Origin of the sequence: Marinobacter azerbaijanicus (assembly GCF_030250645.1) — a bacterium.
Classification (GTDB): domain Bacteria; phylum Pseudomonadota; class Gammaproteobacteria; order Pseudomonadales; family Oleiphilaceae; genus Marinobacter; species Marinobacter azerbaijanicus.
In genome coordinates, this window is the sequence record NZ_JASSVS010000001.1 from 1 (window position 1) to 21,492 (window position 21,492).

Sequence of the window (21,492 nt, forward strand, 5' to 3'; positions counted from 1 at the left end):
AGTTACAGCGGTAAAAAGGGGTTGCTTTTGGTTGGAATTGCGTCAAACCCGACGCATTCTAGTGCGCATAATGTATATTATGTTAAATGGTGTGCAGAAGTTGAATTGATTGGCTTATGAGTTCCACCTAAAAACCTGCTAGCATCGCGAACTAACAGCTCGACTCCTTGTCACATCCACGTGACTTCCACCATTTGGTGCTTTTAAACAAGATGACTGCAGCAAAGCGTCAAATCATTTCCGCACTTCTGTCACTGCTCCTGGTGCTGAGTGGCTCAGCTTTGGCTGTGCCCGGAGTATCAGGCGGCCAGTCGGATTCTGTGATGGTGGATTGTGGTTCTATTATGATGAGCCAGGCTGCTGATGGAGCGAGTTCCTCACCAGACAGCAAGAGCGACTGTGTTGTTGCTCCCGGCGTGGCCTGCTTAAGTGCAGGTGGTTTGAGCAAGTGCGGGGTGAGCGTCGCTCTGCTGCTTGCTGCAACAGAAAATTCTGTCGATAGCGGTTCCCAGCCTTTATCAACCGCCCGCGTGGCGATTTACCAGAACCCCTTTCTGGCTTCCATTACTCCCCCTCCACTATCTCACTCCTGAGTTTTAACCCGGATTCTTGCCCACAGCGGCAATGTCATTAACGTTAATTCTTGAAAGAAAGGCCCGTACTTTGATTTACCACGAGCCTTGGACTGGAGTGAATCTAATGCGTATTTCATATCCCAAGTTTGCGATCACTGCGGCTATTCTGGCCACTACTCTTGCCACCTACTCTGCCTTTGCCCATGAAGACAAAGCGACCGACATGATGTCCTCGAACGGCATGCCTGGAATGGGCGGCATGATGAGGATGATGAACACGATGTCTGATATATCCCCGGAAGACCGAAAAGCCATGACCGAGGCGTGCATGAAGATGATGCAGGGTCATGGTGGCGATGGCATGCACGGCGGAATGAAAGATAAAGGCACCGACGAGAAGTAACCCGTTGGATACCCGTTCGAGCTGAGGCTCTGGCCCTGGGGATGCAATACGCTCCCCCGGGGCTCGCCGTGCCCAAACCGATTCAAATCGAGGATTTTTTATGAATACCAGAAAACTCGCCCTGTATACGGGTGTAGCCGCTATCGTTATCGGCGCTGGCGCCACCACCTTGGCCATCCAGGCCGACGAATCTGCCGAGCCATCGGTTGCGCCAGCCGAGCGTGGAGAGACAGGCCAGGCCATCACCATTTACAAGAGCCCCAATTGCGGTTGTTGCCAGTCCTGGGCCGAGCACCTCGCGGCCAATGGTTTTGATACCCGCATCGTTGAGACCGACAACCTTAATGGAATCAAGCAGGAGTACGACGTGCCACGCGATATGGCGTCCTGCCACACCGCGCTGATCGATGATCTGGTGATTGAAGGTCATGTGCCGGCCAATGACATCGTCGCCTACCTTGAGAACCCGCAGTTCAACGCGGTTGGTCTGTCCGTACCCGGGATGCCCCATGGTACCCCTGGCATGGAAACCGGCCGGAAGGATGATTACCAGGTCATCGCCTTCAACGCCAATGGCCAGCAAGGTGTTTTCCGTGAACACAAGGATTACTGAGGTCAGCCCTATGAAAGCAATCTGTTACCGCCTGAATTCAGCCCTAACAGGCTTTTTCCTGCTCGCTTTCGCAGTCGTCATGCCGGCACTGGTTCAAGCACAGACTGCGAATGATGGCCAGCCAGTGAAGGCACTGACGACCAACTCGTCAGGCGCCTTACTGGTGCTTCGGGAAAGTGGCCTGTTTGTTCTTGACGGCAAGACAGCCACTGAGATTCCGCTGCCCCCGTCGGACTCAGTGCCCCGGCCCAACTCTCTGGCAACGGGCGCAGACGGCAGTCTGTACCTGTCGGGGCCAGGCCTTGGCATTTGGCGCTATGAGTATGCCAGCGAGCGCTGGCAGTCCCTCAGCCACACCCTGCCCGACCTGGGAATTACGGCCATTGCCGCACATGCCACCCAACCGGATACGCTCTACGCTTATCTTGGTGAAGGTGGCATGTTCCGATCCAGGGATGCCGGTGCCGAATGGATGAAGGTAGACAGTGGCCCCCGGGAGCCCGTGGAGGCGTTCCTTCACTCGGATATGCCTGGCAGTATGGAAAGTGGCTGGCTGTTCGCCGGCACCACCCGTGGAGTCGCACGCTCCATGGACTGTTTCTGCTTCTGGGGCGATGCCGGCGACTTGCGAGGGACTGTGACTGTCATCGGTTACGATCCTTCGGCCCCGGAGAATGTGTACGCCGTGATTGAGGGACAGCTTCACCACAGCTCGGACGGTGGCGAAACCTGGGCTGGGATTGAAACCCCTCAGGCAGTCACCGCTCTAACATTCTCGCCCACGGAAGGACTTTTGGTGGGCACGGAAAACGGAAATCTGCTTTCTCGCCATGCCTCTGGAGGATGGGGACCTGTTCATGAATAAGTGGCTTGTCCCGCTGGTTTTGCTCGTTGCCCCGGCCCTTGTGATGGCGGGGGGCGAGCCATCAAACGGAGACGGTGTTCCGACCGAAATGGCCGAGGGTCGCCAGATTTATGAGCAATACTGCGCCTCCTGCCACGGATGGCAGGGCGAAGGTGCGGCCGATTGGAACAAACCGGATGAGAAAGGCGAAATGCCTCCGCCACCGCACGATGAGACAGGCCACACCTGGCGCCACAGCGATGCCATGTTGTTCCGGATGATCGCGGAGGGATGGCGGCATCCCTTCAATGAAACGGACCAACTGACCATGCCTGCTTTCAAGGACAACCTCACCGACGAGGACATTCGGTCGGTAATCGAGTACCTGAAAACATTCTGGGCCGGGGATCAGCGCCGTTATCAACAAAGCGAAAGTCACAGCAGGGACAGGCATCCATCCTGATCCCTGGCAGTTTGCCCATGCCTCAGGTGTTTTCTAAGGTACCTGCTGGCATGGGGCAAGTAACTACACGAAAGCTGATGGTTTACTCATACACTACTGCCCAGCTGTTGCGGCCAAGCTCCGTAGCCCGGGCGATGTCTGCTTCCAGAACCGCTGATGTATCCCCCAGTTCCCTCGGGTCGAAATGAAACACGCACAAACGGGATGCAAATTCAGCGAACAATAGCGATGCTTCGCCATAGCGCTCACCATTACTCTGCGTCGAGCAGTTAATTCCCTGGCCCCAGTCCTGGCCGCTGTCGTTGTTGGGATTGAAGAAATAGACGCGTATCTCCCCTTCGCGATCCAGGTTGACCCGCAGGATTGTTATGGCATGGCGTCCAACCAGGCGTCCTCCACTGTCAGTGACAGCGATACCGGCCGGTTGCGGATGGACAACGGGTATATTGCCGTTATAGTAAGGGTGATAGCAGGCATAGAAGTGACGGATAAACTGCTCATATTCATGAATTTTCCCTGTCTCCCGGCTAATAACACTGAGAAATCCCTGCCCGACCCACCAGCCATACATCTCCGGATTGATCCAGCGGTGCAGGTCGTCGTCACGCACGCCGCACAGGTGCCCCATTTCGCCATAGATGCGGTCGAGGTGAGGTATAAGGATCAGTGAGACCGGATCCACATCGGTTGGTGGCTCCTTTGCCAGCCCTGCTTCCAGATGCTGCGAGGTAATCTGTTGCCCCTCGAAACGCATCATTACATCGTCATCACGGGCAGCCCAGGCCACCAGTTGCAGCAGGAAATCAGCGTCGTTAAACGCCCACATGGACAGCCCGATGACCGACTGGCAAGTAGGATTATTACCCTGCCCAACGCCCAATGGTTGCCCCAGTAGGCTCAGCACGCCAGCCAGCAGATAAACCCGTGGTGGATGCGCTCCGCCGAAAACAGCGCTCAGCCTGTCGGAGGCTGCAGGACACAATGTCAGTCCCAGCTGACGCCACAGGCCCGATGCCACCGGTGGTGTAAACAGTGAGCCACGCTCAAGGAACATGGCCAGGCCATAAACCGCCTGACAGGTTTCCGGATGAACGACCTGGTCAATCAGCTCGAGCACGAGCTGGTGGTAGCTCTGGAGTGCGTCGTTGCCGGTAATACTCAGCCCCAGCGCCAGCGGGATCAGGTCATCCCGGTACCCCCGAAGGTGTCTCAGTAGTAAGGGGTGGTAGGGAGAAACCATGCCTGTTCCATGCATGGCACTGGCAAAGGCCTGTGCTTCGGCAGATAGAGCAACCTCGTCCATGGTAGCCAGTCGTTCGCCGTAGACCGCAAAGCCCGGATCATCGCGACAACCCGCCGCCGGGCCAAACAGGGCACTGACAAGACGAGCAGCTTTATCCATACCCGAAGTTTCGATTTCCGGATCGAAAAGGCATTTGGCAATCTGGCTGACCATCTGTTTGATGCTGTCAGTCTGTATTGGGCGTTGTGCCAGCAGGCGTTGTACTTCACCCACCAGGCTGTCAAGAATGCTCTCATACCCTAGCCTGTTGAGCAGGAACTGATAGAGCGAATTGACGATCTGCCCCAGCCTCTGCGGTCGCTCCCGGTCCGCTTCGCTCATCTGGCCGGACAACAGATCCAGGTTCAATGCTGTCACCTGGGTCAGGAAGTGTCTGGCCTGCTCAGCTGAAATCCCCGGATGCAGATAGTCACCCATGGCCACGGCTAGCAGGCGGAGCTCACTCAGGGCTTCGATGCAGGTGTAAGGAGGGGCCCCCTGGCGTAGGGTCCGCACCGCCAGTGCGGGCCGCAAAATGGCAGGCTGGTCCCAGTCGCTGTTGGCAAATACACCCTTGGATTCCATCGCCGGTACTCGAGCGTATAACGCGTCCAGTCCACCGGGTGCCTCCATAACAGGAAGTGCCGCTTCCAGTACCTGGGTATTCGGGGCCAGTGGGTCACTCTGGTGAGTAACCGCAAGCTGTTCCAGGGCCTCGTCAAATGCTGCAACAGAGGCGTTGGTGCCGGGGTCAGATCCGAGTGTAGTCACAATGCTTTCCTTGGCCGAGTGACAAGCCATTTTGAATTGTCCATGACCCAACGATGCCCTTAAGACGAATCAGAAGCAAACGATTCCGGGGTCTTCGTTTCTATTTGTAACCAGAGCGACTATATTGATGGTGACGGTTGGGAAGCATAAATCCGCTGTATCCGCTCAGTGATACACTCACGCACTCAAGTGCCTCGCCTGGCTCTGGGCTACTCAATCCTCCGAAAACGACATTGTCAAAAGGCTTAGGTTACCTGGTGCGTACCAATGTCTGCGCAGCTTTCCGGGTTGACCGGCAAGGAGAATATCAAATGTCGACAACATCAGAACCTCAGGTTCCGCAAGACAAGGCTGCCTGGCTTGATCCGAATATGGATTCGGTTAAAGGAACCGAGACGCCGAAGGACCCGAACAAAGGTTATATTGCCCTGCTCGGCTGGAGCGTCAATGCGATCAAGGCTGCGCAAAAATTCGACCGCCGCTACATTGTGATTGCCCCCGAATGGGCTGCAGATTTCTGCGAAGTTAACAAGATACCTTTCATCCCGTGGGACTTTATCCGTCTCAATGATCGGTCTCTCGAGATTGCAACAAGGCTGAAGGCGGAGGGTGTCGATGTCGCCATACCGCTATTCGAGGAGACTGTCGAATGGTCCGGCGCCATCAATTCTGTCCTTCTTGACAGCCCCCGCATGTATGGGCAATCCATCCTGTTCCGTGACAAGGCTCTGATGAAGCGCCGTGCCCAGCTTGGCGGTATTCGTGTCGGGATTTTCGAGGAAGCGCACGAGAAAGAAGACATTGTCCGTTTCATGAAACGCGTCAACCAGACTCTGCTCAAGCTTGATGGCGACCCGGACGATCCGATTCATGTCAAGGCGTTCGACAAGGCCGGTTGCCTGGGCCATCGAATGATCCGCAAGATAGAAGAAATTGACGCTATTCCGGCCGAGGAATACCCACTGTTGATGGAAAGCCACCTCGACGGCTGGGAGTTTGCAGTTGAGGCCTGGATCCATGATGGAAAGATCAAGTTTCTCAACATCTCTGAATATGTGACCTTGGGCTACTCGGTATTCGTACCTGCAACTGCGCAACTCGAGAGCTGGCGCAACGCGATTACCAAGCAAATAGAGCTGTTGGTCAAAACATTCGACATCCATTTCGGCCTGATTCACCCCGAGTACTTTGTCACTGCAGACGGCGAAATGTACTTTGGCGAAGTGGCCTATCGGCCGCCCGGGTTCAAGGCCTTCGAGCTGATTGAGCGTGCCTATGGCTTTAATGCCTATCAGGCTTCAATGTTGGTGTTCGACCCCAAAAGCACCGAAGAGGAAGTGAATAACTTCTTCCCCCGCGAAGTGGTGGATGCGAAGGGCTATGCTGGTTGTTTTGGTGTCTACCCCCGGCGTCGTGTGGTCAGCAAGCTGGAAATGCCCAAAGAAACCATTGAACATCCCTATTTCGAATCTCACGAGCTTGTCGCCCCGGCCGAAGAGACTGTGCCTGACCGGTCTGCTTTCGGCACGCACTGGGGGCTGATCTTCTTCTTTGGAGACGATCCCATCAAGATGCGGGACCTCTTGAAAGCTCAGGAGGATCTGGACTTCTACGTCTAGCCAGTAAGACCGAGCACGGGGTGGGGCTCCCCCACCCTTTTTTTCCCCCAATACCATCCCCACAGTGTCTTCCAGAGTGCCCGCGCGGCTTTTTCCATCAACCCGAGATGGAGGATTGATGCAAAAAACCATTACCAGTCTTTCGTCACTCATCATGAGCATTATTCTGCTCATCATGGGCAACGCGTTCCTCATGACCCTGCTTGGTCTGCGGCTCAGTATTGAGGAGTTCAGTGCCACTGTTATCGGCTGGATTCTGGCGTTCTATTCCATCGGTTTTGTCGCAGGGACTCTCTATGCTGGACGGATAATCGAGAAAGTTGGTCATATCCGGGCGTTTGCGGTTTTTGCTGCGGTGCTTTCGGCGTCAATACTGGTTTATCCGATGGCGGTTGAAGCCAGCCTCTGGGGCTTTCTGCGAGCGCTGGGCGGTTTTGTGATGGCGGGTCTGATGATCGTCATGGAAAGCTGGTTCAGCAGCAAGGCTGATAACCGTAATCGGGCCAGTCTGTTCGCCATTTATCAGGTTATCTTTTTCCTCTCCACTGCAGGGGGTCAGGTGCTTATCCGGGTAGCTGATCCCGCAGGCTTCATCCCTTTCTCCCTGGCAACCATACTGGTGGTGCTTGCATTGACTCCCCTGTCCATGACTCGCCGTGAATCGCCAGTCATTACACGTGGTGACCGGCTGTCATTGATCAGGCTTTATCGGAAATCACCAGCGGGTACCCTCGGAGCACTGATAGCGGGGCTGTTGATCAGCGCATTCTACGCCATGGGCCCGGTATACGCTGATCGCATTGGTCTCGACCTTGGGCAGCTGTCAAACTTCATGGCTTCTGCCATTGTCGCCGCCATGTTGCTGGCCTGGCCTATCGGCCGTCTATGTGACCATTTTGACCGCTACCGGGTAATGCTTGTTGCGGCCGCAGTCGCTGCCCTGTGCAGTCTGGTTGCCGCGGTCATCGGCAGTCTCAACATGATCGCGCTAGTGCTCTTTGTAGGGCTGTATATGGGCATCAGCGCCGCCATCTACCCCATCGCCGTTGCCATTACCAATGATCTGATGGAGCCTCACCAGGTAACCTCCGCCAGTACGACATTGCTGCTCAGTTATGGTCTTGGCAGCATCATCGGTCCGTTGATCAGTGCCCTGTTCATGGACTTTCTGGGGCCCCGTGGACTGTTTATCAGTAATGCCCTGATACTGGGCGGTCTGATCGCATTCATGCTGGTGACGTCCAGGCGCCGTCATCCGTCGGTCACGCAACAGGAACAGTACTACACCACAACCCCTGAAGCGGCTCTTGGTCTCTCCGAACTTGACCCCAGGAATCCTCAGTTTGAGGAGCAGGAAACAGCGAGTAGTGATGAAGAGTCAGGCACCGTTGAGGAGCAGAAAAGTGACGAAAGAGGGAATGAGAAGGAGCAGTAATACCGGGTTATAAAATGGGGCTGCCGCACTCGGGCACAGCCCCTGGCGAGCAAACAGTCACGCAGCGTGTTTCTGTTCGAACCAGTCCCTGGTGCCGCCTTCATAGTCATAAACCTGCGTGAAACCGGCATCCTCCAGTTTCTTCGCGGCTTTGACAGAAGCATCGCAATCGAAGTTTGCACAGTAGACAACGACTTTGCGATCTTTACTGCCGACAACCGCTTCTACCTGCTCCAGAAACGACGGTTCCTCAACCGGAATATTGATTGACGTCCGTATATGCTCCCGATTGAAAGTGTCGCGGGGTAGGACGTTTATCAACACAAAGTCTTCATGCTCGGTTTCATTCATTTGTTTGAGGTCGTCACGGCTAATGGACTTCATATCACTCTCCTTTTGCTGTGAAGCTCATCCTTATACCATGATGGTGTCCGAGCCGATTTCAAGCCATGTTTGACATGATTATGAAAAACCGCAAGAAAGCGATTTTATGTACGGGTGAACCGATTGACTGAACTGATCTCCTTGCCGTTCCAGATAAACTCGAAGTGGGCAGTCTGAATAATGCTGTTCACGTGCTTTGGCGTGAACAGCCCCCAGCAGGTTGCTCCGGGCTTTCTGACAGAATGATAGTGAAGCCCTTCCGAGCCCGCCTGGTACAGTTCGCGGCCAAAGACCCGGGAGGCACTGTAACTGTCCGGGTCATAGATCGGGCTCTTGAACGAAATAGTCGTGGCATCGTGGAGTTCCGTCTGCCCTACTCTGCATTTCAGGCCCCGGAACACAAGCCGGTCGTAGTCCAGGCCGTGTACGCCCTGCCAGTAACGTGACTGGTGATAGGCCACTTCGGCGATGGCGGTATCTAGGCTGTCACCCATGTACAGCACACCGTACTGGCCATCGCTGAACCGGCTGCCTTCGGGGTTTACGTGGGTAAATGGGCCGGTGGCGTAAGAGCAGCCGGGGATACCAAACGGAATGTCCTCCTTCTTCACCAGGTTGAGATTGCCCAGTTCCGTCTGCAACCGGGGGTTGGTCATGGCCTGGAGTTCATACAGAGCATCAAACTCATCCTCGTCCGCCACATCATCAAACAGGCTGATGGGTGGGAATTTCGAGTTGACAAGGCGATACCCGATGATGCTGGCCGCTTTGATGACCGGTGGTAGCCCTGTGGTCACCAGAGCCCCCCGCGCAGCACATCAATGCGCTTGAAGGTTTCATAAAGGGCTGCAAACTGGCCGGTACTGATCACCTCCAGCGGGCTTTTGCCGTTGAAATACGGGTTGTCGTTCTTCAGCGCCATGAAACCGTAAACGTTCCTGGGATTTTCGAAGATCATTCTCAGGCAACCGTGGATATTCACCAGATAGCTGAGCCGCTCGATCTGATCGTGTGTCAGGTTGGCCTGCTCCGGCCGTTTACGATATTTGTAATACGCCGGGCGGGAAATCTGGAGAATCTTCTGAATCTGTTCCGGAGTGCAGCCCCAGCGGTCCAGAATCGTAAACACGGTTTTCAGGCCGACGCTCTGGATTCTGCTTTTTTCAACGGGTTCAAGCTTCTGCGCGTTGCTCATGACTGACACCACCGGCGAATGTTGATTTGAGCCTTAAGGATTAGTGTCAGTGTATACAAAAACAGAAATTTCGTCTATATATAGACAGCCTGGACAGGCCTTCAGTCGCTGTGTTTTGTAGCCACCTCGGCGAGGCTCTTGTGTTCACAGTCTCTTGGCGCAAGAAAGGAATCCGAGGAATCGATCAGTATATTGTCATCGCTCATGAAGCGTCGCCCCAACAGCGCCGGATAGGTAAATGCGCTGCGGTCTGCCAGCGTGAATTCCGTTCTGTGCATGCTGCCGGCAATGCAGAACTCCATATCAACCACGTAACGGTGCTGGGATGGCGCGCCCTTACGCTTGATTTTTACGGTCCGTTCAATCGGAAGAGTGAATTCCAGAATCGCCTGGTCCAGATTCGCACCGTCCGCGTCCTCTTTATCCTGATGGTCAGCCAGCGGCAACTGGAAACGTACCCACTCCTTTTCACCTTTCTCGAAGGGCTCCACGTTAATGGCGTGCAAGGACGACGTTCTGGCACCTGTGTCCAGACGAGCCTTTAACCGCAGCCCTGATTCCTTCAGGACCATCCATTCTACAAACCCCAGTGTTTCAGGCACGTTATTATCATTACTGTGCGCATTTGCCAGAACTGATATGGGTGTCAACAAAAGCAGCAGTGCAAGGAATTTAGGATAGCTGTATAACATCACGCCTCCTGATTGGCGAAGTGTTTGAGTTCAGGAAAGAATCGCAGGAAGCGGCGCTCCAGTTCGTCATCGTGGGCTTCGATCTCTTCGATAATGCCGCTGAATGCATTTGTGAAACGGATGCGATTGGCGACGCGGTCCAGTGCGTAGCCAATGTTTTCGAGATCCATGTAGGAGCGGAACCAGTCGTGACGAATGATCTGTCGGGTCACCCTTTGCATGGAGTCAGGCATCAGGGGTTCGTTGGCATCAAGCTCCCGGTAAACCTGGTCAATAAAGGTATCCGGTTCCATATGGCTGAAGCGTTGCCAGTGTCTTAAAAGATAGTGATCGTACAGGATATCAAGGGCAACGCCTGCGAAACGACGCCTTTGGGCGGAAAATAGCCGCTTGCTGGCGATGACTTCGGGGTGCCTGTCAGTGAAGGCGTCCACTGCGCGATGATGATACAGCCCTTCCCTGACTTCGCTCGGAAGATCCTCGGGGATCACGCCCCGGGCAAAATCGCCGAGCAGGCTTCCAACGCGGGCCTGCGGGGAATCCGGCGCAAGGAAAAGGTGAGCGAGGTGATTCAAACTTGCTCCTGAAACAGTGGCGACAAACCTGCGTCTGCCGCCATAAAAACAGACCGTGAACCAACCGGATCAGAAGCTGAAGGTAACCCCCAGCCCGAGTCCGTCAACGGTAGCGCCATTCTTATCATAGTAACGCATGTATTCCAGGTTGCCAGCCACTTCCGGAGTGAGATCGATATTGACCCCCGCCCCGTATGAGAAGTCGGTTTCGTCCTCTGTGCTGGTACCGAAGACGGATTGCGCCTCCAGCTCAACACGGGTGAAGCCAAATACCAGATAGGGTGTTGCCGGGGATTCGTTGGCCAGATTGAGGGTAGCGTAGCCGCCGAAGAAGTTGTCGAGGGAGTAGTCGACCCCGTTGATGCGATCGTCATCCACACCAAAGCCAGCCCGTGCCTCCACACCGAAGAACGGCGAAACAAGTCCTCCAACTTTTGCTGAGAGCGCGCCAACATCCACTTCATCGTTGCCACTCTCAATGTCGATAAAGCTGTAATTCAGCCCGGCGTAAAGGCTACCTCCACCGGACTTGTAAATATCGGCAGTCGCGGCCTGGGAAACGGTTAGTGCCGAGACTGAGACAAGGCCCAGAATCAATGCAATTGGCTTCTTCATAATCAATGCTCCTTTTGGTTTTTAACCACACTCACGAAATGAAGTTGCATGAGGCTGACGACAATTACCAGTCGCAGGATCCTCATTTACGCGGAACTTACTGCGATTTAATCAAGCGGTAAGGCCCTGACGCTTAAGGGTTCCCGCCTTGCGAAAGCATCAGCCCGGCTGTATTCTGTCGCGATCTCTCTGTTCAGCCGGCTTGAGCATCCTTTGAGAAACCTGAATCCTGTAATATTCATCATCAGCGTCATGTTTATACTTTTGAGTATTTTCATGACGTTACCTGTGCTTCTTCTTGCGTATTCTGAAGCGCCGAATGCCCTCGCATTTGCAGAATCTGCTTCTATCTGCTTTGGCATTGGCCTGTTGGGGGTGCTGACCACCTACCGTCAGGCGCGCGATCTCAAACCTCGCTACATGTTTGTGCTGACGGTTTCCAGCTGGTTTATCATAGCCCTACTCTCCTCTATTCCTTTTTATCTCAGCGACCTGGATCTGACCATCGCCGAGGCGGTTTTTGAAGGTACCTCCGGTATAACCACCACCGGCGCTACGGTACTCACCGGCCTCGACACAATGGATCAGGACCTTCTGCTATGGCGCTCGATACTGCAGTGGATCGGTGGTATCGGGATTATCGGCATGTTCGTCGCCGTCATGCCTTTCCTACGGGTAGGCGGCATGCGACTGTTTGCCACTGAGTCGTCCGAGTGGACCGACAAGGCCCTGCCGCGAATGAAAACGCTCAGCCGCGGCCTGCTTTTCGTGTATGTCGGGTTTACGGTGATTGCAGTAACCACCTACTCATTCTCCGGGATGAGCCTTTTCGATGCTTTCAACCACGGGCTGACCAGCATTGCCACCGGGGGGTTTTCCACCTCGGATATGTCCATGGGCAAATTTGATTCCAACCTGCTCCTGCTGCAGGCAACGCTGTTCATGATGATCGGCAGCCTGCCTTTCTTCCTGTTTGTGCGGGAGATGCATGGTCAGCACGGCGTACTGTTCCGGGACCAGCAGGTGCGCCTTTTCCTGACCATATTGCTGGTGATTCCCGCCCTGCTTACCCTTTATCGCTGGTACGTATCCCCGATTGATTTCGACATCGCAAACGGCTATGTGTCTACGTTGTTCAATGTGACGTCAGTGGTCACCACAACCGGGTATGCTTCCGAAGATTATTCGGCGTGGGGGCCGTTGACCTTTGTCCTGTTCTTCTTTCTGATGTTTGTTGGCGGGTGCTCCGGGTCTACCGCCGGCGGTATGAAGATTTTCCGTTTTCAGCTATCGCTGATCGTGTTACGGGAGCAGCTGATGCGGCTGTTGCACCCGAGGGCGGTATTCACACGGAACTATAATGGTCGTCCAGTGAGCGACGAAATTATTTCCTCCATGATCGCCTACACGTTTATATTTCTGCTGTGTCTGCTGATAATTACCGTTTCTCTGGCTGCACTACAGCTTGACTTTATAACCAGTCTGTCCGGAGCGCTGACGGTACTTACCAACGTCGGCCCCGCTCTTGGTGACATCATCGGTCCGGCCGGCACCTTTGCCCCCCTGCCTGAAACGGCTAAATGGATTCTGTCCGTGGGTATGTTGATGGGGCGCCTGGAGATCCTCAGTGTCGTGATTGTGCTCTCCCCGGCATTCTGGCGCAGTTAAAGCCTGTTTCATCTCAGCCACAGCACGGCGGGATTCTCCAGTGGCAGGTTCAGGCGCTCATCCCTGACTCTCAGGCGCGGGGTGTAGTGCCCCTCAGGGCGAGACGGTACCGTACATTCATACAGGTAGCTGTGGGCCGAACCGGCAAGAGGCCGCCTCTCGGGCATTTCTGTGACGATTCTCGGCCCGTATTCTGATGCCTCGGCCACCAATTCCACAGTAATGCGCGTTTCGTCGATACCATCCAGGTAAATCTCGACGGTGTAAGTCTGGGTACCTTGGGATTCCGTGACATTAAAGGTGCTGAAACGCAGCTTGGGCCAATAACGGGCAATCTCCGCGTGCTCGGCGACAATCTCTGCGGCTGTTCCGGCGCTGCGCTGCTTTCCCCTTTCCACCATGGGCAGATAGAACCTCTCGACATACTCACGGACCATCCGGTTGGCCGAATAGGATGCAGTCAGGCTGTCCATGCTTGCCCGGATCCTTTGCAGCCACGTACGGGGCAGTCCCTGCTCGTCCACATCGTAGAATGACGGAATCACGTCGTTTTCCAGCAGGTCAAACAGTTCCCGGGCATCGTAAAGGTCATGTTCTCTTGATCTGCCAAGTTCCTCGAATGTGGCGCCCGGGCGAATGGCCCAGCCTACCGCATCGTTCCAGGCCTCGGCCCACCAGCCATCGTACTGTGAAAGGTTCAGGCCACCGTTAACGAGCACTTTCATGCCACTGGTGCCACAGGCCTCCCAGGGGTGTCTCGGGCAGTTCAGCCACACATCCACCCCCTGGATCAGTTGGCTGGCAACACCAAGATCATAGTCCTCGATAAAAACCACTTTGCCCTCGACATCCGGCCTGCGGCAAAACGCCTTCCATTGGCGGATAAGGTCTTTCCCCCGTTGGTCATAAGGGTGCGCCTTCCCGGCAAGGACTATCTGCAGGGGCCGGTCCCGGCTGGCCAACAACCCCAACAGCCTTTCCTGGTCTTTCAGTAACAGGTCTGGACGTTTGTATTCGGTAAAGCGTCTGGCAAACCCCAGGGTAAGGGTTTCATTGTCCAGCAGCAGTCCGCAGGATGCGGCGTGGTTGTTGGCAGGGTTCTGTTCACAATGCTGGCTCGCCAGGCGTCGTCGCAGGTAGTTCACCAGCCGGTTGCGCTGAAGCCGCCGCATCTCCCAGAGTTCTTCGTCAGGGATGTGCGTCATTGGGCAGGACATCTGCAGGGGTCTGCGCCATCTGTCCTGGCCACAGGCCCGAGTCCAGACTGCGTCGGATTCCGGTGAATCCCAACTGGGTGTGTGTACGCCGTTGGTTACAAACTCCGCCGGAATGTCCTCCGCCGGCCAGCGGTTAAAGAATGGCTGGAAGATCGTCTGTGATACTTTCTGATGGATGCGGCTGACCCCGTTGATTCGCCCGCACATATTCAGCGCCAATAAAGCCATATTCAGGTGTGGGGCTCCCGCGTCGCTATCCGACACACTTACACTACCCAGCTTAATCAGTTGCTCGATGGTAAGTTCGTGTAACTCAAGCCAGGGAGCCAGGTAAATGCCGAGCAGATCCCGGGAAAAGTGGTCGAACCCGGAGGCAACGGAAGTATGGGTGGTAAACAGGTTGGTGGCTCTGGTGGCTACACGGGCGGTGTGAAAGTCGGCCATGTGCTCTTGCTGCCAACTGAAGGCCCGTTCAATCAACGCGAGCGCACAGTGGCCTTCATTGAGATGGCAAACAGCAGGCTGGATGTCCATCTGCTCGAGCAGGCGCCAGCCGCCGATACCGAGCACCATCTCCTGCTGTAATCGCTTTTCCGGGTCGCCGGTGTAAAGTTCACTGGTGATACCCCGGTCTCCCGGTTCGTTGCGCGGGTCGTTACTATCGAGTAACAGTAGCGCGCATCGGCCCACTTGTGCCTTCCAGGCCCTCAACCGCACATGTCGGCCCGGGAAAGGAACAACTACCCTCACCCACTGGCCATCTTCGTCCCTGAGTGGCGAAACAGGAAGCATCGTGGGATCGTTGTAGGGATAGAACTCCAGTTGCTCGCCATCGGTGCTTATCGCCTGGCGGAAATAGCCCTGTTGATACAGCAAGCCTACCGCAGTGACGGGTATGCCCAGATCACTCGCGGCCTTGAGATAGTCACCGGCGAGAACCCCCAGACCACCACTGTATAACGGCAGGGATTCACTGATGCCGTATTCCATACAGAAGTAGGCGATCCCCCTGCCAAGATCGCCGGGGCAATCATCCGAATACCAGGTACTGGCATCCCTGAATTCATTATGGGCTGCAATCTGTTCCCGGTAGCGTTGCTGAAACTGCGGGTCTTCTGCCAGGTCTTCCAACCGCTCACCGGAAACACTGTTCAATACCAGCCACGCATTGTGTGTGGTTTCCCAGGTTTCCTCATCAAGGGCCCGCCACAGCTCGTCGCTGCCGTGATGCCAGGTCCACCTCAGGTCCAGTGCCAACTGGAACAGACCGATAAGGGGCTCCGGTAAGAACCGTGGCGTATAGGCTGCTAGGGTCACGGATGAGGTCCTGTGTAATCCAGAATCAGTTACCTGGCGGTGTAGCCACCATCAATCACCAGTTCACTGCCGGTCACAAATTTGGACTCGTCCGAGGCCAGGTACACCGCGCCCCAGGCAATATCATCGGGTTCACCCATGTGCCCCACAGGATGTAGTGCATCTGTGGCTTTCCTTGCTTCGTCTGGATCCATCCCGGTTGTTTTCAGGTGGGATTCAACCAACGGCGTCCAGATGAATCCGGGATGGATGGAGTTGACCCTGATGTTTTCTGTTGCGTAGAGCAGCGCATCGGTTTTTGACATCAGGCGCACAGCACCCTTGGATGCGTGGTATGGAGGAATGTCCGGGGCGCTGATAAGGCCATAGATAGACGAGAGGTTGATGATGCTGCCCACCCCGGCCTTTTTCATGTGTGGGATCGCATGCTTGGTGCAGAAAAACACCCCTTTAACGTTCACGTTCTGCACAAGATCCCATTCTTCTTCGGTCAGCTCATGGGTAGGTTTGTTCGCCCCCGCGATGCCGGCGTTATTAACCAGCACGGTCAGGCCACCAAAGGTCTCAGCGACTTTGTCGAGAGTCTGTTTGACTTCCTGTTCGCTTGTCACATCGCAGTGCCAGTAGCCGGCCTTGAGGCCGCGATCCTTGAGTTGTCTGGCCAGGGCCTCACCTTCCTTGTCCTGTCGGTCCAGAATGGCAACGGAGGCCCCCTCCTCTGCCATCCGGATCACAGTAGCGGCTCCGATCCCCACTGCGCCACCAGTGACAGCGGCTACTTTCCCTTCGAGTCGTTCCATGAACCCCTCCTTGAAATTCTAATGGGCATGCCGGCGAACGGGAAAATAGTTCATCGGCCTGTGGTGCTTTTTAAGCCATTGGATCATTGAGGAGATGGTAAAGCCGTCGTTCTCGACCCCCTCAAAATCCACTCCAATGCCGTTGTCGGATTTGCGGACAACATGGGCCCTGAGTCGCCGAAACTGCTTTTCCCGCTTGTCGGGAAAGCAGAATTCAAGTTCCAGGGTCTGGTTTAACTGAACGTCGGTGTAGTCAGTTGCAATGAACAGCCCCCGTTTCGAGGCATCCCTGACCTGGCCCGTGGCTACTGGCATTCCCCGCCTGTACACAAGCAGGCCAAGCTTTCCATGAACGCGTGTGCTGAGTCTGTGTTCCATGTTTCCCCCATTGACTCACAGAGAGCGTTGAATCTTCCTACTGCTTGTGTGTTATATCGAAGTATTGGAGAAGCCTTCTTGATGTTGATCAAAAAACCATCAGGCCTGAAGCAGTCGCCCATGCCGCTGGACTGATTCAGCGATTCTTGCTGACAGATTGCCCGGGCAAAGATTCCAGTCCAGCTGCCATATCCAGTTATTTACAACAGTCCCCGGTGTGTTAAACCTGGCTTCCGTGCCAAGCCCCATGAAATCCTGCATGGGGACGATAGCCAGGGAACAGACCGAGCGGAATGCAGCCTCTATCACAGGCCAGGGCATGTCCTCACCGGAAACACCCAGATAAGCATTAACGTAGCGCCGGGTGCGCTCGTCAAGGCTCTGATACCAGCCAAGCGTGGTGTCGTTATCGTGGGTTCCCGTATACACAAGATCTCTTGAATGATGATTGTGCAGCAGGTGGGGGTTGTCCGGGCTTCCGTCAAAGCCGAATTGCATGACCGTCATACCCGGAAGCCGGAATCGTCTGCGAAGTTCTTCTACATCGTCACTGATAATACCCAGGTTTTCGGCAACCAGTGGCAAATCAGGAAAACGACTGAAGCAGGCTTCAAGAAAGTGGCTCCCTGGCCCGGGTACCCAGTACCCGTGTATGGGTTCGGGTGTCTCTGCCGGGATTTCCCAATAGGCCTGGAGCCCGCGGAAGTGATCAATGCGAATCAGGTCGAACAGATGGCGCTGGCTCTCAAGCCGCTCCAGCCACCACTGATAGCCATCCACGGCCATGGCTTCCCAATTATACAGCGGATTGCCCCAGTGCTGGCCGTGGGGGGAAAAATAGTCGGGTGGTACCCCTGCCACCACCGTGGGTTCACCTTTCTGGTTTAACTTGAACAAGTCGCGATTGGCCCAGACATCAGCGCTGTCGTGGGCAACGAAGATGGGTATGTCGCCAAACAGCAATACGCCTTTTCCCCGGGCGTAGTCGCGAAGGGATTGCCACTGGTGGTGGAACAGAAACTGTTCAAACCGGATTCTGGCGAGTCGGGGCTGGTTCTGGTCAATAAACGCCTGCAGTGCGCCAACATCCCGGTCTCTCAGTGTTTCCGGCCATTGCAGCCAGCCTGGTGAATCCTGAACTTCCCGAATTGCCCCGAAAAGACAGAAGTCATCCAGCCAGTAATCATTAATTGCCCGGAATCGCTGATAATCAGCCTGGTCGAGCCCGCTGCCACCTCTCCCTTCATTGTTGAAAAAGCGTTGGGCTGCCAGGCTCAATAGTTGAGGGCGAGAGTCGGCAGCCGATTGTGCCAGCTCGGACTCGATCAGAAGACCTGCCTGCAAGAGCTCAGACAGATCCATGAAGTCGGGATTGCCGGCATGGGCGCTCAGGGACTGGTACGGCGAGAGATCCCGGTGCGTTGGCCCAATGGGTAGCGTTTGCCAGATACTCAGACCACTATCTGCCAGAAAATCCACAAAGTTACGGGCGCTCTCGCCGAGAACCCCCCAGGTCCCAGGCAGACTGGTTGGGTGAAGAAGAACACCGGCACGTCGGGTACTGAACAGATCCACGGTGCTGTGTGAAGTCATACCGCGTTATCCGCTTCGTGCCCGGGGCGCATGGTTCCGCCCCGCGCGGGCTCGCCGCTGCCCTGGCTCAGTTGCTGGAAGACCGAAGGCGGTGCCGGGTAATCTATCTTCTCGTAAAGGTTGACCAGATGCCTGCGGTACAGATGCTCAAAATCACTGACAATCTGGGCAGGGTTGTAATCTCCGAACCACCAGAACCAGTCTGAACCCTCACAGATCGCCAACTGTTGCCTTGCAGACTCTTTCTGCTCGGAACTGAGACCGCCATTGTCCATCACACGGTCGAAGTGCATCTTGGCTTCACACAGTAGATCCCAGGCGCGGTTCTTGTCCGGATCCCCGATCCAGGTTGAGAAGGTGCCATAGATCCAGCTACCGGCCACCAGATGGGGAAGACGGTCAGGTTCGCTCACCGGATCTGCAACCAGTTCGCTGTAGGTGGTCAGCTGAAGTTTCGGGTGGTGTGCAAGCACCCGGTACAGTTCGTCCAGAAAGTGGAAGCCATTTTCCGGGTAGTATTCCCAGGCATTCTCGCCATCCATGATTACGGAGATAACCTGTGGTGAAGCGCCCCTGGACTGGCCGGCGATGTTTTCCATGTGATGGACAAGGTCGCCAACGGCATCCACGGCATGCCAGTCAGCGTAGGTGAAGCCAATGAGATCGGAGAGCCCGTCATCCCGGAAGAAAACGCTGACTGCAGAGTCACCGAAGGCGTAAGGCTGGTGTATTCCGGCATCCGGAAGGTCAGGATTGGTCTTCCGTGCCAGCTTGAGACTGTTGTGATACACAGAATCGCCACTGGCGGTCCAGCGGAAGCCCTGGTTATCCAGTAACCCGAGCGTGGCCTGGCTGAGGCCACCTTCCGATGCCCAGCAGCCGGTGGGCTCTATACCAAAAAATCGCTGGAAAACCGTTTTCGCCTGCTGGAGTTGCCACTCCGCCCGTTCCTTGCCGCCGGGGTAATGACTGTGGGCGGGCAAGACGATATCCGGCATTGCCTCCCGGGCGCATTCAAGTTCCATTAGCAGGGGCAGCATGGCATGGGTGTAGGGGCTCACCGACAGCTCGACCTGGCCTTTCTGGGCCAGATGCCGGTATCTCGGCCCGATACCTGACAGTACATCGAAAATAACATCAAGAAGGGCGCGCCGGTCATCCAGGGTGAAGTTATGGCTTTTCTCCTGAAGGCTCTGAATACAATGCTCTTTCCGGCGTATGGTTTCGCCCATCCAGCCCAGGTGGTACCAGACCAGCAGATCGGACAGGAAACGACTGGATATATACCGCTGCACTTCCGGTTTTTGCCGGTACACATCGGCCAGTTCAGCCAATCGTGTGAAGGCGGGATAACGACTGATAATCCGTTCAGGATTGGCGCGCAGGCACTTCTCAATCAGTCCCAGAAAGGCCGGTGTTCCGGGTTCAGGTAACTCATCTGCCACTAGAGCGGCAAGCAGTGGATCACCTATCTCTCCGGCGCCGTGACGCCAGCGCTCAATCTGAACCAGGTAGCTTTCAATCTGCTCCAGCAGAATCGGCGCAAAGTTCACCACTGCCCTCGCCTCGGGCTCCCGTTCAAGGTGCGCAGCCATATCGCTGTAATCCTTGATGGTGTGCAGATACACCCAGGGAAACAGGAACTGCCCGGTCCGCATATCCTGATAGGAGGGTTGGTGCATGTGCCAGCAAAGCACAACCGGGGTTTTGGTTTCAGAGACCATGAGGGTAATCCTGCCCGAGCATCTCGGGTGTGACCAGTACGATTCCTTTGGGAGAAACATGAAACCGCTTGCGGTCTTCAGCTTCATCAAACCCGATACGGGAGCCCTCTGGAATGCGGCAGCCCCGATCAATCAGCGCGTTGCGGATGTGGCAGTGGCGGCCAATATCCACATCCGGATAGATGACAGAGTCTGAGATATCGCTGTAGGAATGAACCCTGACCTGTGAGAACAGAAGCGAATGTCTCACCGAAGCACCGGAAACAATACAGCCTCCGGCTACCATCGAATCCACCGCCATTCCGCGACGGTTGTCGTCATCAAAGATAAATTTTGCCGGAGGCAATTGTTCCTGGTACGTCCATATAGGCCAGTGGGAATCGTACAGATTCAGTTCCGGGCTGATACCGATCAGTTCAAGATTGGCCTGCCAGAGAGAATCTATGGTTCCGACATCCCGCCAATAGGCTGGTTTGTTCTGCACCGGGTCCCGGAATGGAAAAGCTGTGACGCGCAGGCGCCGGATCACGGATGGAATAATATCTTTGCCGAAATCGTGAGAGGTTTCACCATCCATGTGGTCTCGCATCAACTCATCGAAAAGGACCTGGGTGCTGAACACATAGATACCCATGGAAGCCAGCGCCTTGCCGGGTTTACCTGGCATGGGCTTGGGGTTCTCCGGCTTTTCCAGAAACTCCGTAATTCTGAGCTCATCGTCGACCGACATAACCCCGAACGCCGAAGCTTCTTCAATGGGCACCTCGATACAACCCACGGTGATATCGGCGTCATTCTCGACATGGGCGGCCAGCATGGTTCCGTAGTCCATCTTGTAGATATGGTCGCCGGCGAGAATCAACACATATTCAGGCTTGTGGCTTCGGATAATATCGAGGTTCTGCAGCACTGCATCCGCAGTGCCTTCGTACCATGAGGTCTCAATTCGCTGCTGCGCGGGCCAGAGTTCAACAAATTCATCCAGTTCCCCGCGAAGGAACCCCCAGCCCCGCTGAATGTGCCGGATCAGGGAGTGGGACTTGTACTGGGTGATCACGCCAACCTGGCCAATACCTGAGTTGACGCAGTTCGACAGCGGAAAATCGATGATCCGGAACTTGCCGCCAAACGGAACGGCCGGTTTGGCGCGCCATTTGGTCAGGTCGTGAAGCCGGGAGCCCCGCCCCCCCGCAAGAACCAGTGCAAGGGTTTGACGAGTAAGGCGACTGACAAAACGCTTGGCCGTATGCATAGCTGCTTCCCTGAAACCCCCTTTACGCATGAGCTGTTGTTCAGCGGCAAGGGTCTGCCATGGATTTGACGCTTGTA

The 21,492-nt window shown here is 55.3% G+C and carries 21 protein-coding genes; 8 read left to right on the forward strand and 13 right to left on the reverse strand.

What is annotated here, in order from left to right:
- The first annotated feature begins 212 nt into the window (after positions 1–212).
- The 5 genes from QPM17_RS00005 (at position 213) to QPM17_RS00025 (ending at position 2,898) form a co-directional block, all read left to right on the forward strand.
- On the forward strand, positions 213–593 hold the full coding sequence (locus tag QPM17_RS00005; protein ID WP_285387664.1) for a hypothetical protein: 381 nt from the start codon (positions 213–215) through the stop codon (positions 591–593).
- Between the two features lie 106 nt (positions 594–699).
- A complete protein-coding gene (locus tag QPM17_RS00010) occupies positions 700–978 on the forward strand; it encodes a hypothetical protein (RefSeq protein WP_285387665.1) in 279 nt (92 codons plus the stop codon).
- A 100-nt stretch (positions 979–1,078) separates the two neighbouring features.
- Positions 1,079–1,591, forward strand: coding sequence for a DUF411 domain-containing protein (locus QPM17_RS00015; protein ID WP_285387668.1), 513 nt, complete (start codon positions 1,079–1,081; stop codon positions 1,589–1,591).
- A gap of 10 nt (positions 1,592–1,601) precedes the next feature.
- A complete protein-coding gene (locus QPM17_RS00020) occupies positions 1,602–2,456 on the forward strand; it encodes a beta propeller repeat protein (protein WP_285387670.1) in 855 nt (284 codons plus the stop codon).
- Positions 2,449–2,898 (forward strand): c-type cytochrome, encoded by a 450-nt coding sequence (locus QPM17_RS00025; RefSeq protein ID WP_285387672.1) that lies wholly within the window; start codon positions 2,449–2,451, stop codon positions 2,896–2,898. The genes QPM17_RS00020 and QPM17_RS00025 overlap by 8 nt, the downstream gene beginning before the upstream one ends.
- A gap of 82 nt (positions 2,899–2,980) precedes the next feature.
- Here QPM17_RS00025 and QPM17_RS00030 read toward each other — a convergent pair whose 3' ends face one another.
- Positions 2,981–4,981, reverse strand: coding sequence for a hypothetical protein (locus tag QPM17_RS00030; RefSeq protein WP_422732701.1), 2,001 nt, complete (start codon positions 4,979–4,981; stop codon positions 2,981–2,983).
- Positions 4,982–5,262: 281 nt separating this feature from the next.
- On the opposite strand from QPM17_RS00030, the gene QPM17_RS00035 reads away from it, so the two are divergent.
- The gene (locus tag QPM17_RS00035) at positions 5,263–6,570 is read left to right on the forward strand and encodes an ATP-grasp domain-containing protein (RefSeq protein ID WP_285387674.1); all 1,308 of its coding nucleotides are present in this window, start codon (positions 5,263–5,265) and stop codon (positions 6,568–6,570) included.
- A gap of 118 nt (positions 6,571–6,688) precedes the next feature.
- Positions 6,689–8,005 carry an MFS transporter gene (locus QPM17_RS00040; RefSeq protein WP_285387677.1) on the forward strand — a complete coding sequence of 439 codons (1,317 nt, stop codon included), beginning with the start codon at positions 6,689–6,691 and terminating at the stop codon, positions 8,003–8,005.
- A 57-nt stretch (positions 8,006–8,062) separates the two neighbouring features.
- Here QPM17_RS00040 and QPM17_RS00045 read toward each other — a convergent pair whose 3' ends face one another.
- From QPM17_RS00045 to QPM17_RS00070, 6 genes are all read right to left on the reverse strand, one after another.
- Positions 8,063–8,389 (reverse strand): rhodanese-like domain-containing protein, encoded by a 327-nt coding sequence (locus QPM17_RS00045; RefSeq protein WP_285387679.1) that lies wholly within the window; start codon positions 8,387–8,389, stop codon positions 8,063–8,065.
- 104 nt (positions 8,390–8,493) lie between these two features.
- Complete coding sequence (locus QPM17_RS00050; RefSeq protein ID WP_285387681.1) at positions 8,494–9,186, reverse strand: RES family NAD+ phosphorylase; 693 nt, start codon at positions 9,184–9,186, stop codon at positions 8,494–8,496.
- A complete protein-coding gene (locus QPM17_RS00055; RefSeq protein WP_285387683.1) occupies positions 9,183–9,584 on the reverse strand; it encodes an antitoxin Xre-like helix-turn-helix domain-containing protein in 402 nt (133 codons plus the stop codon). Before QPM17_RS00055 ends, QPM17_RS00050 begins: the two co-directional genes overlap by 4 nt.
- Positions 9,585–9,685: 101 nt before the next feature.
- Positions 9,686–10,186: an ATP-dependent zinc protease family protein gene (locus QPM17_RS00060; RefSeq protein WP_285387684.1), complete on the reverse strand. Its 501-nt coding sequence runs from the start codon at positions 10,184–10,186 to the stop codon at positions 9,686–9,688.
- Positions 10,187–10,275: 89 nt separating this feature from the next.
- Positions 10,276–10,851: an acyl carrier protein phosphodiesterase gene (locus tag QPM17_RS00065; protein ID WP_285387687.1), complete on the reverse strand. Its 576-nt coding sequence runs from the start codon at positions 10,849–10,851 to the stop codon at positions 10,276–10,278.
- 69 nt (positions 10,852–10,920) lie between these two features.
- Entirely contained in the window at positions 10,921–11,466 is a 546-nt protein-coding gene (locus QPM17_RS00070) for a porin family protein (protein ID WP_285387689.1), read from the reverse strand.
- A gap of 252 nt (positions 11,467–11,718) precedes the next feature.
- Between QPM17_RS00070 and QPM17_RS00075 the strand changes: the two genes are divergently transcribed.
- Positions 11,719–13,134, forward strand: coding sequence for a TrkH family potassium uptake protein (locus tag QPM17_RS00075; RefSeq protein WP_285387690.1), 1,416 nt, complete (start codon positions 11,719–11,721; stop codon positions 13,132–13,134).
- Positions 13,135–13,142: 8 nt separating this feature from the next.
- Here QPM17_RS00075 and glgP read toward each other — a convergent pair whose 3' ends face one another.
- The 6 genes from glgP to glgC form a co-directional block, all read right to left on the reverse strand.
- On the reverse strand, positions 13,143–15,668 hold the full coding sequence (gene glgP, locus QPM17_RS00080; RefSeq protein WP_285387691.1) for an alpha-glucan family phosphorylase: 2,526 nt from the start codon (positions 15,666–15,668) through the stop codon (positions 13,143–13,145).
- A 29-nt stretch (positions 15,669–15,697) separates the two neighbouring features.
- Entirely contained in the window at positions 15,698–16,468 is a 771-nt protein-coding gene (locus QPM17_RS00085; protein ID WP_285387693.1) for an SDR family NAD(P)-dependent oxidoreductase, read from the reverse strand.
- A gap of 18 nt (positions 16,469–16,486) precedes the next feature.
- Positions 16,487–16,846, reverse strand: coding sequence for a PilZ domain-containing protein (locus QPM17_RS00090; RefSeq protein WP_285387695.1), 360 nt, complete (start codon positions 16,844–16,846; stop codon positions 16,487–16,489).
- Between the two features lie 99 nt (positions 16,847–16,945).
- Positions 16,946–18,439, reverse strand: a complete 1,494-nt coding sequence (gene malQ, locus QPM17_RS00095) for a 4-alpha-glucanotransferase (RefSeq protein ID WP_285387696.1) — start codon at positions 18,437–18,439, stop codon at positions 16,946–16,948.
- On the reverse strand, positions 18,436–20,163 hold the full coding sequence (locus tag QPM17_RS00100; RefSeq protein ID WP_285387698.1) for a glycoside hydrolase family 57 protein: 1,728 nt from the start codon (positions 20,161–20,163) through the stop codon (positions 18,436–18,438). The genes malQ and QPM17_RS00100 overlap by 4 nt, the downstream gene beginning before the upstream one ends.
- A complete protein-coding gene (glgC, locus tag QPM17_RS00105; RefSeq protein WP_285387700.1) occupies positions 20,153–21,415 on the reverse strand; it encodes a glucose-1-phosphate adenylyltransferase in 1,263 nt (420 codons plus the stop codon). Before glgC ends, QPM17_RS00100 begins: the two co-directional genes overlap by 11 nt.
- Between the last annotated feature and the right edge of the window lie 77 nt (positions 21,416–21,492).

Excerpts from the sequence above, each read along its gene's own strand:
- QPM17_RS00005 (WP_285387664.1), top strand. The coding sequence starts at position 213 with ATGACTGCAGCAAAGCGTCAAATCATTTCCGCACTTCTGTCACTGCTC.
- QPM17_RS00010 (WP_285387665.1), top strand. The coding sequence starts at position 700 with ATGCGTATTTCATATCCCAAGTTTGCGATCACTGCGGCTATTCTGGCC.
- QPM17_RS00015 (WP_285387668.1), top strand. The coding sequence starts at position 1,079 with ATGAATACCAGAAAACTCGCCCTGTATACGGGTGTAGCCGCTATCGTT.
- QPM17_RS00020 (WP_285387670.1), top strand. The coding sequence starts at position 1,602 with ATGAAAGCAATCTGTTACCGCCTGAATTCAGCCCTAACAGGCTTTTTC.
- QPM17_RS00025 (WP_285387672.1), top strand. The coding sequence starts at position 2,449 with ATGAATAAGTGGCTTGTCCCGCTGGTTTTGCTCGTTGCCCCGGCCCTT.
- QPM17_RS00030 (WP_422732701.1), bottom strand. The coding sequence starts at position 4,981 with ATGGCTTGTCACTCGGCCAAGGAAAGCATTGTGACTACACTCGGATCT.
- QPM17_RS00035 (WP_285387674.1), top strand. The coding sequence starts at position 5,263 with ATGTCGACAACATCAGAACCTCAGGTTCCGCAAGACAAGGCTGCCTGG.
- QPM17_RS00040 (WP_285387677.1), top strand. The coding sequence starts at position 6,689 with ATGCAAAAAACCATTACCAGTCTTTCGTCACTCATCATGAGCATTATT.
- QPM17_RS00045 (WP_285387679.1), bottom strand. The coding sequence starts at position 8,389 with ATGAAGTCCATTAGCCGTGACGACCTCAAACAAATGAATGAAACCGAG.
- QPM17_RS00055 (WP_285387683.1), bottom strand. The coding sequence starts at position 9,584 with ATGAGCAACGCGCAGAAGCTTGAACCCGTTGAAAAAAGCAGAATCCAG.
- QPM17_RS00070 (WP_285387689.1), bottom strand. The coding sequence starts at position 11,466 with ATGAAGAAGCCAATTGCATTGATTCTGGGCCTTGTCTCAGTCTCGGCA.
- QPM17_RS00075 (WP_285387690.1), top strand. The coding sequence starts at position 11,719 with ATGTTTATACTTTTGAGTATTTTCATGACGTTACCTGTGCTTCTTCTT.
- QPM17_RS00085 (WP_285387693.1), bottom strand. The coding sequence starts at position 16,468 with ATGGAACGACTCGAAGGGAAAGTAGCCGCTGTCACTGGTGGCGCAGTG.
- QPM17_RS00090 (WP_285387695.1), bottom strand. The coding sequence starts at position 16,846 with ATGGAACACAGACTCAGCACACGCGTTCATGGAAAGCTTGGCCTGCTT.
- malQ (WP_285387696.1), bottom strand. The coding sequence starts at position 18,439 with ATGACTTCACACAGCACCGTGGATCTGTTCAGTACCCGACGTGCCGGT.
- QPM17_RS00100 (WP_285387698.1), bottom strand. The coding sequence starts at position 20,163 with ATGGTCTCTGAAACCAAAACCCCGGTTGTGCTTTGCTGGCACATGCAC.
- glgC (WP_285387700.1), bottom strand. The coding sequence starts at position 21,415 with ATGCATACGGCCAAGCGTTTTGTCAGTCGCCTTACTCGTCAAACCCTT.